Below are 14,867 nucleotides of genomic sequence, written 5' to 3'. Positions count from 1 at the left end.
GTTGAGATTTGGCTGGTGCGCGAAGGCGGGCTGTTACATGCGATAACGGCCGAAGTCTTCGTCACTGAGGCCGCCGAGCCAGCGCCGAATCTCCTCTTCACGTTCTGAGCGGGAAACCGATGCTGATTTCAAAACGCTTTCTTCGACAAAGATTGGGCAGTCAAGGCGAAGCGCGAGGGCCAGAGCGTCACTGGTGCGGGAATCCATGGCGATGAACTCGCCGTGATTGTCCAGCCAGAGGACGGCGTGAAACGTATCGTCCTTCAACTCACTGACCACAACTTTGCGCAGCGGCATGTTCAACCCGAGCAAAAGATTTTTGATCAGATCGTGGGTCATGGGCCGGGGCGGCGCGTGCTTTTCAATTTCAAAAGCAATGGCCTGGGCTTCATAAGGGCCCACCCAGATGGGCAGTACGCGGTTGCTCGCCAAGTCTTCCAGCAGAACAATGGGCGAGTTGGTAGCGCCATCCACCATCAGGCCGCGAATTCGCATTTCAATTTCCAATGGCCTTTTCCTGAACGTACTATAACACAGCAAAATGCGCCCGGCTGATGCAGGCCAGAGCCATGTGCGCCGCAGCAAACATCTCCCGACAATCCCCGTGGCCATTGATATAGTGAAGAGGGGGCATTTGCCCGGTCTTGTTTGAATTCCACATCTCGCGGCAGGCGCGCGACCGCTACCTTCTTGAGGACGTTCTGTTTGCGTTCAGCGGCAACGTAGTATTTGCCAACTTGACGGCCGCCCGCGACCTCAGCCAGCGCATGAACACTGTCCGCGATGCGGCCAACCATCCGGAGCGCGCGGTCCATCCCGGACAGTTGAATGCCATGGGCCTGATTGATGAGGCTCTGCACGCGGTAGTGGCGCAGTTCCGCGAACAGCTTGATCCCCGCGTGATACTCGATGCCCTGGATTGGTTTGCCGCGCGCTTAGGCGGCGATGCACTGGACCGTGTGCTGCTAGGCTTTGCTGAAAGCTTTCCCGTGGCCGCGGTCTATCGCGGAGAACTGCGAGCTGATCATTGGCTGGCCGGATCCACGCAAGGCGTCACGCACCGCGCCGTGGCGCTGGAAGAATTGTTGCTGCTGTGGCTGGCCAATGTGAATCCGGCGTTTCGCCCCTTCCGGGAATTATTTGATGATGGCGATCTTTCCCGCACCACCGCCTATCCGCAGGTGGCCAATGCGTGGCGCGAATATTTTTCCACGCGTCCCCGCTTCGGCCCGGAGAACCAGAACCTGGTGGACATGTTGCGCGCCCCGGCGCTGGCGTCGCCGGATTCGCTGGACGGACAACTGGTTTTCATTCGCGAAAAATGGCCCATCATCCTGGGCGATTTGGTCCAGCGCATGCTCACCGCGCTGGACGTGCTCAAAGAAGAACAGACAGCGGTGTGGATGCGCTTCCATCCGCCGGCACAGCACTTTGGCGATGCGCAAACCTGGGGCGACTCCAGCGTGGCCGCGGTCCCGCAGTTCCGGCAGCAGGAACACGAGTACGAACGCTTCAGCCCTGACCTGGAGTGGATGCCGCGCACGGTCATGATGGCCAAGAGCGCTTATGTGTGGCTAGACCAGTTGGCCAAGACCTACAAACGCCCTATCCGCACGCTGGACCAGGTCCCCGATGAAGAGCTGGACGTAATGGCCCGCCGCGGTTTCAACGGGCTGTGGCTGATCGGCTTGTGGGAGCGCAGCCACGCGTCGCAGAAGATCAAGCAGTTGTGCGGCAATCCTGAGGCCGCTGCATCCGCGTACTCGCTGCACGATTACATCATCGCGGACGACCTGGGCGGCGAGCGGGCTTACAACGATTTGCGCAATCGCGCGTGGGCCCGCGGCATCCGCCTGGCCAGTGATATGGTCCCGAACCATATGGGCATTGATTCGCGATGGGTGGTTGAGCATCCTGACTGGTTCCTGTCCCTGCCGCACGCTCCTTATCCCGCGTACAGTTTTACCGGGCCGGACGTCTCCACCGACGATCGCGTAGAAATAAAGATAGAAGACCATTACTTCGATAAGACGGATGCCGCCGTTGTCTTCCGCCGCGTGGACCGCGCGACCGGCGACACACGCTACATCTATCACGGCAATGACGGCACCAGCTATCCCTGGAATGACACCGCACAGTTGAATTACCTGAAATCTGAAGTGCGCGAAGCGGTGATCCAGGCCATTTTGCACGTGGCGCGCAAGTTCCCCATCATCCGCTTTGATGCCGCCATGACCTTGGCCAAGCGCCACTACCAGCGCTTGTGGTTTCCCGAGCCGGGAATGGGCGGCGCCATCCCTTCGCGCGCGGAGCACGGGCTGACCAAAGCGCAGTTTGATGCCGCCATGCCGCTCGAGTTCTGGCGTGAGGTGGTGGACCGCGTGGCAGCGGAAGCCCCCAGCACGCTGCTGCTGGCCGAAGCTTTCTGGCTGATGGAGGGCTACTTCGTGCGGACGCTGGGCATGCATCGCGTTTACAACAGCGCTTTTATGAACATGATGCGCGACGAAGAGAACGCCAACTACCGCGCGGTCATCAAGAACACGCTCAGCTTTGATCCTGACGTGCTCAAGCGCTACGTCAACTTCATGAACAATCCTGACGAGCGCACCGCGGTGGACCAGTTCGGCAAAGGCGACAAATATTTCGGCGTGTGCACGCTGATGGCAACTCTGCCCGGCCTGCCTATGTTCGGCCACGGTCAAATTGAAGGCTACACTGAGCGCTACGGGATGGAATATCGCCGCGCCTACCACGACGAAGCGCCAGACTCCTGGCTGGTGGCGCGCCATGAGCGGGAAATCTCGCCGCTGTTGCGGCGGCGTTATCAATTTGCCGAGGTGGAAAATTTTCTGCTCTACGATTTTTTCACCGACCAGGGTACGGTGAATGAAGACGTGTTCGCCTACACCAACCGCTTTGGCAGTGAGCGCGCTCTGGTGGTGTTCAACAATCGTTATTCCAGCGCCCGCGGCTGGGTGCGCATCTCTTGTTCGTACGCGGAGAAGCAGGCGGACGGCAGCAAGCCGCTGAAGCAGAAGACGCTGGCCGAGTCGTTTGGTTTGTCCGATGACCGCGCGATGTTCGCTGCGTGCCGCGACGCCCTGAGCGGTCTGGAGTTCCTCTATCGCGCACGCGATCTGGCCGGACGCGGGCTAAGCCTGGAGTTGCACGCGTATCAGTGCCACGTTTTTCTCGACTGGCGTGACTTGCGCGAAGACAGTGCGCATCCCTGGGGGCGGCTCTGCGATGCCCTTGCGGGCCACGGCGTGGCCAGCCTGGAAGACGCGCTGCGGAGTCTTCAACTCCAACCGGTGCACCTTGCATTGCGGGCGCTGCTGGATTCAGACGTCTTGGCGTTGTTGGCGACGTCTGCGCATGTGGAGGAAAGAACTGCCGGGAGCCCGCCGCAGCTGGCGGTCGAAACAGCTTCTGATGGCGGGTCGCGGGAAAAGGCGTTGGCGGTGATTCGCGAACGAATGGCTGTCGTGCTGTCGGAAGTGCAAAACTATGTTGCCAGTGGCGCCGGCGGGGCCGCGGGAATCCATGCGCCGCCGGGATGGCGTCCGGACGCCAACGCTGCGCAGGAATTGCTGGCCGCAAGAATCAGGGCGGCGCAGAAATTGCCGGCGCTGTGCTCTAAGGCCGCCAGTCCGTGGCCCGCGGAAGCTGTCGCGGTGCTTCCCGTGGAAAAGCCTTCGCCTGCATTGTGGGCTTCCGTGCTGGCGTGGTGCGCGGTGGAAGCGATCGGCTCTCTGCGGGATGCGTCGGCGCCTGAAGCTGCCGCCACGCAACTTTTCGACGCCATGCGTCTGCGCGAGCCGCTGGCTGAAGCTTTTGCGGCGTGCGGCATGGAAGGCGACTCGCACTGGCGGGCCGCGGCTCGGCTGCGCGCTTCATTTGCCCACGCTACGGACACTACGGCCGCGTGGAAATGGATTCGCGATCCTGACGTTGCCTGGGCCATGGGCGTGCATCAGTTTGAAGGTTCGGCGTACCTGGTGAAGGAACACTTCGAGCGGCTGCTGTGGTGGATGTCATTGCGCACGCTTCTCGATCTGTCCGGCCGGCAACTGCCGGACCCCAAGCCTTTGACCGGGTTGCAGAGCGAGATCAGCGCGCTTCTAACCCGGATATCCGCAGCCGGATATCGCGTGGAAGCGTTGGAAGAATCTGCGCCGCCGGTCGCTGTGAATGTTCAAGTGCCCGAACCGGGAGGGAAGCCGTAAGGACGCAGCTCTATCCGATTTTCTTGGCAACCTCAGGCGAGACGTTGCCGCCGCAGATCACCACCACCACGGTCTTGCCCGCATAGCGGCCGGCTTCCTTCTCAAACGCTGCCACCGCCACCGCAGCGGCGCCCTCCATGATCCAGCCTTGAGCATCGCGCACGCGGCGAATTGTCGCGAGAATTTCATCCTCGGAAACCAGCACCGAGCGGTCAATCACGTTGCGGCAGACGCCGAGCGTAACCGAACCCGGCTCCAAGCCGCCTGCCGTACTCTCAGACAGAGTGTAGTCTTCGGGGACATCCAGGATTCGGCCGGCCTTGATGGACTCGTAGAGCACGCGCGAATTCTGCGGCCAGCAGCCCACGACTTCGATCTTCGGCGATGCGTGCTTCAGAAAAGCTCCGATGCCGCCAATCAATCCGCCTCCGCCCACGGCGACAAAGATTGCGTCCATGTCGGGCACCTGGTTCAACAGTTCCACGGCAATCGTGCCCTGGCCGGCCATGACTTCCAGGTCGTTATACGGTGAGATAAAGACTTTACCGGATTGCTCCGCGGCCGCGCGTGCGGCGAGTTCGGCGTCGAGCGGATTCGATCCAGCACGTTGAATGGTCGCGCCGAGTTGCTCAATGCGCTGGGCCTTGGCCGGCGAGACTTGCGCGGAGACGTAGACTTCAGCCGTGACGCCCGCGCGCCTGGCAGCCGCGGCCACGCCCAACCCATGGTTGCCGTTGGAAGCGGCGATCACCCCGCGGGCTGACTGCTGCGCGGTTAGCGAGAGAATTTTGTTGGTCGCGCCGCGAAGTTTGAACGAGCCGGTGTCCTGCAGGTCTTCACGTTTGAAATAGACATGGGCGAGCTTTCCCGGAAACAGATCGGAAACCAGTTCAGCGGGCGTCTCCAGAACAGAAGAACGGATTCTCGCGTGCGCGGCGGTCACCATGCGGGCGAGTTCGTCCGCCGCAGAGGAAGAAGCTGCGGGCATGAGAGGTTGCTGATCTCCTGGGGGATTCACGCCCTTCATTGTGCCACGCGACGGCGCTACTTTTGCTGGATAGACCGCAAATGTTCGGTGACGTTCTGCAGCCTGATGTTGCCGTAGTCGCGATCATTCTCAATCTGGTGGAAAATTGGGCCCCAGATGGGCATGTCGCGAGAGCCATGCGCGAAGAAAACCTCATCGCCGGAAATGATGTTGCGGATTCGGTCGGCAGGGAACTCGCCGTGGTTGCGTTTCGCAATGGTGGTGAGGTCAGGAACTTTCACGCTCAGGGCCGGAACCACTGGGCCGTGGCCCCTGCCGTCCACTCCGTGGCAAGTAGCGCAATGATAGCGGTATAAATCCGCGCCGTTGAGCGAGGGAATTAGCTTCTCGATTTTCTTGTCGGCGGCCGATTTGACTGGGTCGTCAAAATTTGGGCGGGCGGCGCCAACCAGAAAAATGCCTGTTACGATTGCAGCGAACAATATCAGCACATAACCGTTGGGCTTGAGCGGCTTCATGGATTTACTCCTAGCACCCCACATGCAATCGTCCTCTTAAATTGCCCAAGAGCGCTGTGACGCGCGTCACCAGAGAAACCAACGGCTTCCGCTTTTTGCAGCGTGGATCAGGCAGATAGTTTTGTGCAGGACCTAGGAGACAAGCGTGGCCAATTGACCGATGTGTGAGAAAACTCAAACTATCGACTACCGGTAAAACTAGATTTGAAGTACCGCGGCGCCGCGAATGCCGTCGTGCTTGAGTGCGTTCAACGCCTGGTTGGCTGCTTCCAGCGGGAAGACCTGGGTCTCCGTGTGAATGGGAATCTCCGGCGCCAGGCGCAGAAAGTCGTGGCCGTCACTGCGGGTATTGTTGGCCACGCTGCGGATGGACCGTTCCTGATAGATAAGCTGGTAGGGAAAACTTGGCACCGGGCTCATGTGGATTCCACCCAGCACCAGCGTGCCGCCCTTGCGCAAGGCTTGCAGCGCGGGAGGCACCAGTTCACCGGCGGGGGCAAAAATTATGGAGGCGTCGAGCTTCTCCGGCGGTTCGGCCATGGCCCCTCCGGCCCAGGCGGCGCCCAATTCGAGCGCCAGCCGGCGGTGCTTCTCTTCGCGGGTGCAAACAAAGACCTTCGCGCCCCAATGGCGTGCCACCTGTATGCAGACGTGGCCAGCGGCCCCGAATCCGTAAATGCCCAGGTTGCCGCGCGGGGGCAGGCCGGAGACGCGCAGGCAACGGAAGCCGATGATTCCCGCGCACAACAGCGGAGCCGCTTGCAGATCGTCAAAGCCCGTGGGTAGCGGGTAAACAAAGTCTTCATGGGCCAGCGTGTATTGGGCGAAACCGCCATCCGCGGAGTAGCCGGTGAACTGGGGGGCGTCACAGAGATTTTCGCGGTCAGCGCGGCAGTAGAAGCAGGTCCCGCAGGTTTTGTGCAGCCAGGGGATTCCCACGCGGGCGCCCAGGGGAAACTTTCCTCTTGCGCTACCCGACCCTTCGATGACCCCCACGATCTGGTGCCCGGGGATGACGGGAGCCTTGCGGGGCGTCAGTTCGCCTTCCACCACGTGCAGGTCCGTGCGGCAGATGCCGCAAGCGGTCACCCGCACCAGCACCTGGCCTTCGCCCGGAACGGGCACAGCAACATCACGCAGGACCAACGGATTGGTCTCCACCGGCGCCGGACTGTTCAAAACAAGAGCTTTCATAAACAGGGCCTATAAAAGGCTTCAAGCTAAAGATCATAACTTGTGTGACTACGATCACATCACAAATTGCTGGCGCCGACTAAGGTAGGACAACGAGGTGAACGTGGTCTCACAGTGCGCCAATCCCTGCTGTCGTGCGCCCTTCCTTTATCTAAGGGACGGCAAGCTCTTCGCGGTACCGCGGCGGAACGCGCGCACGTCCATTGAATACTTCTGGCTTTGCGGAAGCTGCGCCCTGGAGATGGACCTGCACTTCAGTCTGGACGATCACCTGCCTGCCCTGGTCCCCAAGCTTTCCCCGCAGCAGTTCCTGGAAACGTTCTGACGTCCGCCTTGCAGATTTGACGTGTGAGCCTGGTCACTGCCAGGGCCTCGTCATTTGCGGGAGCATGGAATGTGCTGGAGGATGCCATGCATTCCGCCGTGATTCCCATTGTCCCTGCCATCCAGATCAAGCGGGTCCTGTACGCGATTGATTTCTCTGAGGCTTCCCGCGCGGCGCTGCCCATCGTCGCCGCCATCGCCCGCCGTTATCACTCCCAAGTCTTTGCGGCGCACATCCGTCCGCCGCTGCCTTACACCATGTATTCCCCGGACGCAGTTGTTGTGATGGACAACAAGCATGAGCGCGATTCACGCGAGGCGATGGACAAACTTCTCCACGCCGAAGAGATGGCCGGCGTGGCCGCTTCCGTGATCGTGGAGACCGGCGATCCCGCGGAAGAACTGCGGCGTATGGTCACCGAACACGATATTGACCTGATCGTAGTGGGGACGCATGGCCATTCCGGCCTGATGCGGCTGCTGATGGGCTCACTTGCCGAAGAATTGTTCCGCAGCCTCCACATCCCGGTGCTGACCGTGGGGCCTCACCTTTCTCCGCGCTTCGCCGATATGCAGGGTATCAAGACGATTGTCTTTCCTACGGACCTTTCCGTGGAATCGCGAGCGGCATTTCCTCTGGTGGCTTCGTTGGCGGCGGAGTACCAATCCAAGATTGTCGTACTGCACGTGATTTCCTCCAGCGACGCGCTGAGTTCCGCGGCCATGGAACTCGCGGCGCGCGCCCGGACCCAGATGGAAAAGCTGTTCTGCCGTGAAATGGACCCGCGATGCGGCTACGAGCTGGTGGTGGATTTTGGCGATCCGGCGGAAAGAATTCTGCATGCCATTCACGAACATCAGGCGGACGTGCTGGCGCTGGGGGTCCGTCACGCGGGCGAAGCCAGCACGCATTTCCGCAATACCGTAGCTTACAAAGTGGTGCAGGAAGCCGAGTGCCCGGTCCTGACCCAACGCACGGCCTAGAAAAATTGAAAGGGTGAATGTTATGAAGTCAGCCAAGCTCATGGACCCACGGCCAATGGACGTTTTTATTCCAGCCTCACACCGCTCGGCAAGCCCCTCTGCACCGGCTTCTCGTCCGGAGCCTATTGTCGCGCACGAGATTGCCGCGGCGCGATGGCAGGAATTCTGTCATTGGTGCACGGAAATGTTGCGTGGCATGGTGGTGGACATCGAACGTGACACCGGCAAAGGCCTGTGCGTGGCGGAATGTTTGCAACGCCCACTGGAACAAATTGCCGCCCGCGAACTTAAGAACGGAGTCACGGCCATTGACGTTGCCGTGGACATAGGTGGAAAGCGGCGCGTGTTCGAAGTTGCCGGCCCGAATTCGCTGCGTCTCCATTGCAACGCCGCCGGATGGCCCCTCGCTCTGGAGATCGGTTACGAAGAAGGCAAGCTGGTCTTGCACTGCAGCAGCGCGGCGGTTACCGCCCCGATCTTTAGCGGGAGCAGCTGGGGAGAATAGGCCGGGGTGACAAGCCTGGAGCTTTGGTGCGAACCCCTGCGTGATTTTCAGATCAAGTTGAGTCGAAAGGAAGTGAGCCCCGTGCGCGCCGGCGGTCGCGGAGTCAGGCCGCCACGGCGCCAATCGCCGGCTCAATGGAATGAAGTTTCCCTACTTTGATCTTGGTACGCGGACCCAAGGCGACGCGAAGCTTCACCCGCGCTTTGTGCAGCTGAGAACGGCTGGCCCCGGAAGTGATGCCCAGCAGGTGGGAGATGTCCTCATGCCTGTACCCGTGCACGTCGTGCAGCATCAGGACGCGGCGGTAACGCGGCGCCAATTCGCCCAGCGTGCGGCGGAGAGAGATGTTTTCTTCCATGTCCGGCTGAGGAGTGCTTTCCGCCATGTGGATTTCAGTAAACGCCAGGGTTTCATTGTCCAGCGAAAAAGTGTTCATCTTGTGGCGGCGGAAATAGAGCAGCACCATGTTGGCCGCAACGCGATACAGCCAGGTCCGGAACAGGGCGGTCCCTTTGAACGATGAGATTTTGCGCCACACGTGGAGAAAGATGTCCTGGGTGAGGTCTTCCGCCAGGGCGGGATCGTGCGTCATCCGCAGGCAGAGGCTGTAAACATAGGTTCTGTACTTCTCGTAAAGATATTGGAAGCCGCCCGGCTCACCCCGCTGTGCGCCCACTATGGCCCGCTGTTCCTTCTGCCGCTCTTTCTGGTTTGACAAACATTTTGGCATCGCGTTCTCCTGCTCGCCACTATTCAAAAAGCGATTATTCGCCCTACGCCTGCCCGGCGTCCGTGATGCATGTCACAAGCCTGAATGAGAGCGCGGCCGCAAAAGCTGGGACGTGAGTGATCCAAATCACTGTGTTCGTGCAAGTTGTGAGCGATCCTTGGAGAGAATTCATGGAGGTGGCCAATGGTACAAGCCAAAGTAAGGCTCAATTTCCCGGCGACACGCCAATTCACCATGGAAACTGGCTCAGGGCATCATTTGATCATTGACGATGCCGTTGGACACACCGGCCCCAAGCCCATTGAATTGCTGGCCGGCGCCCTGGCGGGATGCACCGCGTTTGATGTCATCACCGTGCTGACCAACAAGAAGCACCAGGATGTATCGGCTTACGAGGTTTCCGTGGACGCTGAACAGCGGCAGTCGCCGCCGCAGGTGTTTACGACGGTGCACATCCATCACACCGTCACTGGGCGCAACATTGATGCCCGCGCCGTAGAGGACGCGATCCACCTGTCTGAGAACAAGTACTGTTCGGTGGGAGCCATGGTCCAGAAAAGCGGCGCTGAGATCCGGACCACGTATAGCATTCGCGACCTGCAGAATCCGTTCTCTGAAGAAGTCATAACGCTGGAGCCAGCGCTGGCGGGGTAAAGGACCAAGCGAATTATTGATCGTCCACGGCCGGTTCATGGCCGGGGATGTATTTGGCTTTCTTGCCCAGGAACTTGCGGAGCTTGCCGTCCATTGCCGGGTAGCGCTGCCGAAGTTTGGTAATCCAGCGGCGGGCCCAATGATACTCGGTGGCCAGGATGGTCAGGCCGACCAGAATGAACAGAATCCCCTGCAGAATTGGGAGAAACAAGCCGGCGATCCCGAGCAGCAGGAACCCCCAGCCTACGACGATGAGCGCGATGCGTTTCAAGTGAAAGATCTCATTGGTTAAGATGCCGGTTTCGCTCTGTAGATTTCGCAAAATCTGCGGGCGGCACTATTTTGGCCTCTCGCGCAAGATGTGATTAGAGTCACATCGAATGGGACACCGGCGGGGATACAGTTGAAAGTTAAATAGGAGAGGAGGGAATATGTCCACTCCCAGTGTTATCGCCCCCAGCCCGGCTCCAGCGGCTGAAACCACCAAGGCTTCAACATTCGACAATATTCTGCTGGCCACCGATTTCTCCGCGTTTTCCATGAAAGCGCTGCCCTGGGCCGCCGGCCTGGCCCGCAAATTCGGGTCACGCGTGTTCGTTTGTCACATCATCACGCCTTCGTCACTGGCGATCGGCGCGCCGGAAGCCGCGCCTTATCTCTACCAGTCGGAGAATGAAAGCTCGGCGCGAGAACTCAAGAACCTGCTCGGCTCGCCCACACTCGGCGGCATTACTGCCAAGTCGCTGATGCCTTCAGGCCTGCTGGCTGACGAACTCAGCCGCGAGATCGCCGACAACAAGATCAACCTGGTGGTGGCCGGGACGCATGGCCGAACCGGGGTCCGCCGCTTGCTGCTGGGCTCCGCCGTGGAAGAGATCTGCCGCGTCGCCACTTGCCCGGTATTGACCGTGGGGCCTGATGTGGCGGTCCGTACGGACCTGGGATTCAAGCGCATTCTGGTCCCTACGGATTTGTCCGAAGAGAGCACGCGTTCGTTGCCGTACGTGGTGCAGCTCGCCAAGGCTTATGGCGCCACAGTTACCGTTCTGCATGTGATGCCGGAAGATGCCGCCACCAACCCTGACGCTAAAATGCTCGCCGAGCCGGTGCGCAGAAGCATGATGCACATGTACCAGCCGCTCTTTGGCGACGTCAAACCGGAATTTGTGATCGAGTTTGGCGATACCGTGCAGACCGTCCTGACGCATGCGCGCAAGCACAGCACAGACCTGATCGCCCTGGGCATCAGGAGCGCGTTCTTGCCGGGGTTCCAGTTGCGGTCCAGCGTGGCATATCGGGTGATATCGGCGGCGCATTGTCCTGTGCTAACCTGCCGGTGAGAGTTTGCGGCTGACGGCTCTCCTGAGCGGAGTGGATGCCAGAAGTCTCTGAAATGCCGGTGCCGGCCCGGGCGTCCGGGCAACCCAAACCGGGCCTGACATCGCAACAAGCCGCGGAACGGCTCAAACAATTTGGGCCGAACGATCCCAAGCCACAGTTGCGCCGGTCTCCGCTCGCTGAGCTGCTGCTCCTGTTTCTCAATCCTCTCGTCATAATTCTGCTGCTGGCCGCGGTGCTGTCCGGTTTTCTCGGCCAGTTGGTGGATGCCGTCATCATCGTAGTGATGGTGCTGGTTGGCATTGCCGTAAACTTCTATCAGACCTACAAATCGCAACGGGCCATTGAGGACCTGAACGCGCGGGTGGCGCCCACGGCCACCGTTCTGCGCGACGGCCGCTGGCAGGACATCCCGCGGCGTGACGTTGTGCCCGACGACATCATCCGGCTTGCCGCCGGCGACCTGGTTCCCGCCGACGCCCGGCTCCTGGAAGAGCGCGATTTGTACGCGCAGCAGGCCTCGCTCACCGGGGAGTCCCTTCCTTCTGAGAAGGACGCCACCGGCGACGCGGCATCGTCCTCTCCCGACGCCAGAAACATGGTCTTTCTGGGCACGTCCATTGTGAGCGGTACGGCCACGGCCGTGGTGGTGGCCACTGGCCCGCGGACGGCGTTCGGCGATATTGCTGAGCGCCTGGCGCAACGGCCCGCGGAGACGCCCTTCGACCAGGGGCTGCGCCGCTTTGGCATGTTGATCATGCGCGCCATCATCTTTCTGGTGCTTTTCCTGATCGTGGTCAGTATCGTTCTTCATCACAATCCTTTTCAGTCGCTGCTGTTTGCCGTGGCCCTGGCGGTTGGCCTTACGCCGGAATTTCTTCCCATGATCACCTCCGTCACTCTGGCCAAGGGCGCCGTTGTGATGGCCCGCAAGAAAGTCATCGTCAAGCATCTTTCCGCCATCCAGAACTTCGGCAGCATTGACGTGCTGTGCAGCGACAAGACTGGAACTCTTACCACCGGCAACATGGTGCTGGAAAGTTCCGTGGACCCCAACGGCGCGCCGTCAGAACGGGCTTTCCTGCTGGCCTATCTCAACAGCAAATTTGAGACCGGCATCCGCAGCCCGCTGGATGCGGCGATTCTGCAGAAAGGCGATCCCGGGACCGCAGGCTACGAAAAACGCGACGAGATTCCTTTCGACTTTGAGCGGCGGCGCCTGTCCATTGTCGTGGAGCAAACCAAAGACCAAGCCGGGGATCGCCTGCTGATCACCAAAGGGTCGCCCGAAGGAATCTTCCCGTTGCTTACAGCGTACGAGATCGGCGGCAAAACCGTTCCCGCTGACGCAGCTGTTCTTGCTGGCTGCCACAAAACCTATGAAACGCTGAGCGGGCAGGGTTTCCGCGTGCTGGCCTTGGCGTATGCCAAACCGCCGGTCGAGGCGGCGTACTCCGTCGCTGACGAACGCGATCTCACGCTGGCTGGCTTTCTCGCGTTTGGCGATCCGCCGTTGACCGAAGCGGCCGATGCCATCGCCGACCTGAAACGCGACGGCGTGGAAGTAAAGATCATCACCGGCGACAGCGACCTGGTCACCGGCCACATCTGCAAAGAAGTTGGCGTGGACGCCGGCGAGATCGTGCTGGGCGACGACCTGGACCGCATGACCGACCTGGCGCTGGCGCACGTTGCGGAGCAGACTACGGTGTTCGCGCGCGTTTCGCCGGCGCAGAAGAACCGTATCATCCTGGCGCTCAAGCGCCGCAGCCACGTTGTGGGATACATGGGTGACGGCATCAATGACGCGCCTTCGCTGCATTCGGCCGACGTCGGCATCTCCGTCTCCACCGCTGTGGACGTGGCCCGCGACGCCGCCGACATCATCCTGCTGCAGCCCGGCCTTCGCGTTCTGCATGACGGCATCCTGGAAGGCCGCAAAGCTTTCGGCAACGTGATGAAGTATCTGCTCATGGGCACCAGTTCCAATTTCGGCAACATGCTCAGCATGGCCGGCGCGTCATTGTTTCTGCCGTTCCTGCCCATGCTGCCCACGCAGATCCTGCTCAACAATTTTATGTATGACATGGCGCAAGTCACTATCCCCACGGACAACGTGGACGAAAGTTACGTGCGCAAGCCGCAGCGCTGGGACATCAGCCTGGTCCGCAACTTCATGATCTTCATCGGGCCCATCAGTTCGCTCTTCGACTTTCTCACCTTTTACGTGCTTCTGCATTTTCTGCACGCCCCTGAAGCCGAGTTCCATACCGGATGGTTCGTCGAATCGCTGGCGACGCAGACCCTGGTGCTGTTCGTGATTCGCACCGCCGGAAACCCGCTGCGTAGCCGTCCCAGTGGCGCGCTTACCATCACCACGCTGGCCATCGTCATCATCGGGATGGTCCTTCCTTATACGCCGCTGGCTCGCGACCTGGGCTTCACCCCGCTGCCCGCCATGTATTTCGGCTTCCTGGCGATCGCCGCGATTCTGTATCTGGCGATGGTGGAAGTGGCGAAGAGGTGGTTGATGGGAAGGGAGAAGGTGGACTAACGATGCCCGTGTGGCACCGGCACTCCTGCCGGTGTCTTCCTTTGCGACCTCTGCGTCCTCTGCGGTTAAGGGTTTTTCCGATTTTGGCGATCCATTAACCACCTTGTCAATCACCACTCGGTTACTCCCACCCCCACCCCTCCCCTAAGATGCGTGTTGCAAACACAGGGCTTTATTCCATTCGACCCAACGGTGACCCAACTGTTGCCTTAGTAGTAATATCTACTGCTAACTCTTTCAGGCACAGACGCTTGGGTCCTCTTGAGCGAAATCACTGGTTTTCAAAGAGCCTCAAACCAAGCATCCGCCTGGGCGGCGCGGTTTTTCTTGCGGTTTTGCTTCAAGCTAGTTGCCAGCAGCTAGACGCTAGTCGCTAGCATATCGTATTTTATTCGCTATATCAAGCGCGAAATAGTTCATCGTCCTAAAAACTGTCTCTGTTTTCTAGAAGCGAGTGGACCGCTGCGCCTTCGGCTGCGCCTCTTTTCGGTTGCCGACCGATTCCATGTTCTGGATTCTCCGGCGAGATTACTCAAAGCGCCGAAGGCGCGACACAGCCTAGCCCCGACCGTGAGGTCGGGGTAAGCTTCGTGCGTTGGGGTGGGGAGGGCGCGACACAAGGGAGCGACACACCGGATCTCATCTCTTCCGTTCCCTAAAATACCCGAGGGTCTGCGGTTCGGCATTACCCAAAGCGCCGAAGGCGCGATACAGCCTAGCCCCGACCGTGAGGTCGGGAAAAGCGAAGAGTATGATGGTGAGCCCCGAAGCCGGGGTCCCCGACGCACGCTTCGTGCGTTGGGGTGGGGAGGGCGCGACACAATCGAGAGAAAGGGCTAAACACCCATT

General features: G+C 60.1%; 13 protein-coding genes. 7 read left to right on the top strand and 6 right to left on the bottom strand.

Annotated features, from left to right (window positions below; genetic code table 11):
- Positions 1–33: 33 nt before the first annotated feature.
- Entirely contained in the window at positions 34–507 is a 474-nt protein-coding gene (locus tag LAO20_13110; protein ID MBZ5532363.1) for a bifunctional nuclease family protein, read from the bottom strand.
- 125 nt (positions 508–632) lie between these two features.
- On the opposite strand from LAO20_13110, the gene LAO20_13105 reads away from it, so the two are divergent.
- Positions 633–4,229, top strand: coding sequence for an alpha-amylase (locus tag LAO20_13105; GenBank protein MBZ5532362.1), 3,597 nt, complete (start codon positions 633–635; stop codon positions 4,227–4,229).
- Between the two features lie 10 nt (positions 4,230–4,239).
- Here LAO20_13105 and LAO20_13100 read toward each other — a convergent pair whose 3' ends face one another.
- The 3 genes from LAO20_13100 to LAO20_13090 form a co-directional block, all read right to left on the bottom strand.
- Entirely contained in the window at positions 4,240–5,217 is a 978-nt protein-coding gene (locus LAO20_13100) for a threonine/serine dehydratase (protein MBZ5532361.1), read from the bottom strand.
- Positions 5,218–5,273: 56 nt separating this feature from the next.
- A complete protein-coding gene (locus LAO20_13095) occupies positions 5,274–5,735 on the bottom strand; it encodes a cytochrome c (protein ID MBZ5532360.1) in 462 nt (153 codons plus the stop codon).
- Between the two features lie 198 nt (positions 5,736–5,933).
- A complete protein-coding gene (locus tag LAO20_13090; GenBank protein ID MBZ5532359.1) occupies positions 5,934–6,929 on the bottom strand; it encodes a zinc-dependent alcohol dehydrogenase family protein in 996 nt (331 codons plus the stop codon).
- A 97-nt stretch (positions 6,930–7,026) separates the two neighbouring features.
- Here LAO20_13090 and LAO20_13085 point away from each other — a divergent pair, with 97 nt between their 5' ends.
- Genes LAO20_13085 through LAO20_13075 form a run of 3 tightly spaced genes read left to right on the top strand, consistent with a single transcriptional unit; the run spans position 7,027 to position 8,742 of the window.
- Positions 7,027–7,254: a hypothetical protein gene (locus LAO20_13085; protein ID MBZ5532358.1), complete on the top strand. Its 228-nt coding sequence runs from the start codon at positions 7,027–7,029 to the stop codon at positions 7,252–7,254.
- 23 nt (positions 7,255–7,277) lie between these two features.
- On the top strand, positions 7,278–8,237 hold the full coding sequence (locus LAO20_13080) for a universal stress protein (protein MBZ5532357.1): 960 nt from the start codon (positions 7,278–7,280) through the stop codon (positions 8,235–8,237).
- A gap of 22 nt (positions 8,238–8,259) precedes the next feature.
- Positions 8,260–8,742 carry a hypothetical protein gene (locus LAO20_13075; GenBank protein MBZ5532356.1) on the top strand — a complete coding sequence of 161 codons (483 nt, stop codon included), beginning with the start codon at positions 8,260–8,262 and terminating at the stop codon, positions 8,740–8,742.
- A 103-nt stretch (positions 8,743–8,845) separates the two neighbouring features.
- Here LAO20_13075 and LAO20_13070 read toward each other — a convergent pair whose 3' ends face one another.
- Complete coding sequence (locus LAO20_13070; GenBank protein MBZ5532355.1) at positions 8,846–9,472, bottom strand: sigma-70 family RNA polymerase sigma factor; 627 nt, start codon at positions 9,470–9,472, stop codon at positions 8,846–8,848.
- Between the two features lie 183 nt (positions 9,473–9,655).
- Between LAO20_13070 and LAO20_13065 the strand changes: the two genes are divergently transcribed.
- On the top strand, positions 9,656–10,126 hold the full coding sequence (locus tag LAO20_13065) for an OsmC family protein (protein MBZ5532354.1): 471 nt from the start codon (positions 9,656–9,658) through the stop codon (positions 10,124–10,126).
- A 13-nt stretch (positions 10,127–10,139) separates the two neighbouring features.
- On the opposite strand, the gene LAO20_13060 is transcribed toward LAO20_13065, so the two are convergent.
- Positions 10,140–10,397: a PGPGW domain-containing protein gene (locus tag LAO20_13060; protein MBZ5532353.1), complete on the bottom strand. Its 258-nt coding sequence runs from the start codon at positions 10,395–10,397 to the stop codon at positions 10,140–10,142.
- A 160-nt stretch (positions 10,398–10,557) separates the two neighbouring features.
- On the opposite strand from LAO20_13060, the gene LAO20_13055 reads away from it, so the two are divergent.
- Positions 10,558–11,466 carry a universal stress protein gene (locus tag LAO20_13055; protein ID MBZ5532352.1) on the top strand — a complete coding sequence of 303 codons (909 nt, stop codon included), beginning with the start codon at positions 10,558–10,560 and terminating at the stop codon, positions 11,464–11,466.
- 35 nt (positions 11,467–11,501) lie between these two features.
- Positions 11,502–14,018, top strand: a complete 2,517-nt coding sequence (gene mgtA / locus LAO20_13050) for a magnesium-translocating P-type ATPase (protein ID MBZ5532351.1) — start codon at positions 11,502–11,504, stop codon at positions 14,016–14,018.
- Positions 14,019–14,867 lie beyond the last annotated feature (849 nt).

Source organism: Terriglobia bacterium (assembly GCA_020072815.1).
Lineage (GTDB): Bacteria > Acidobacteriota > Terriglobia > Terriglobales > Acidobacteriaceae > Angelobacter.
This window is presented reverse-complemented; position numbering and strand designations above follow the sequence as displayed.

Bases quoted from the DNA above. Each gene is read 5' to 3' on its own strand.
- LAO20_13090 (MBZ5532359.1), bottom strand. From the start codon at position 6,929: ATGAAAGCTCTTGTTTTGAACAGTCCGGCGCCGGTGGAGACCAATCCG.
- LAO20_13100 (MBZ5532361.1), bottom strand. From the start codon at position 5,217: ATGCCCGCAGCTTCTTCCTCTGCGGCGGACGAACTCGCCCGCATGGTG.
- LAO20_13095 (MBZ5532360.1), bottom strand. From the start codon at position 5,735: ATGAAGCCGCTCAAGCCCAACGGTTATGTGCTGATATTGTTCGCTGCA.
- LAO20_13055 (MBZ5532352.1), top strand. From the start codon at position 10,558: ATGTCCACTCCCAGTGTTATCGCCCCCAGCCCGGCTCCAGCGGCTGAA.
- LAO20_13065 (MBZ5532354.1), top strand. From the start codon at position 9,656: ATGGTACAAGCCAAAGTAAGGCTCAATTTCCCGGCGACACGCCAATTC.
- mgtA (MBZ5532351.1), top strand. From the start codon at position 11,502: ATGCCAGAAGTCTCTGAAATGCCGGTGCCGGCCCGGGCGTCCGGGCAA.
- LAO20_13070 (MBZ5532355.1), bottom strand. From the start codon at position 9,472: ATGCCAAAATGTTTGTCAAACCAGAAAGAGCGGCAGAAGGAACAGCGG.
- LAO20_13075 (MBZ5532356.1), top strand. From the start codon at position 8,260: ATGAAGTCAGCCAAGCTCATGGACCCACGGCCAATGGACGTTTTTATT.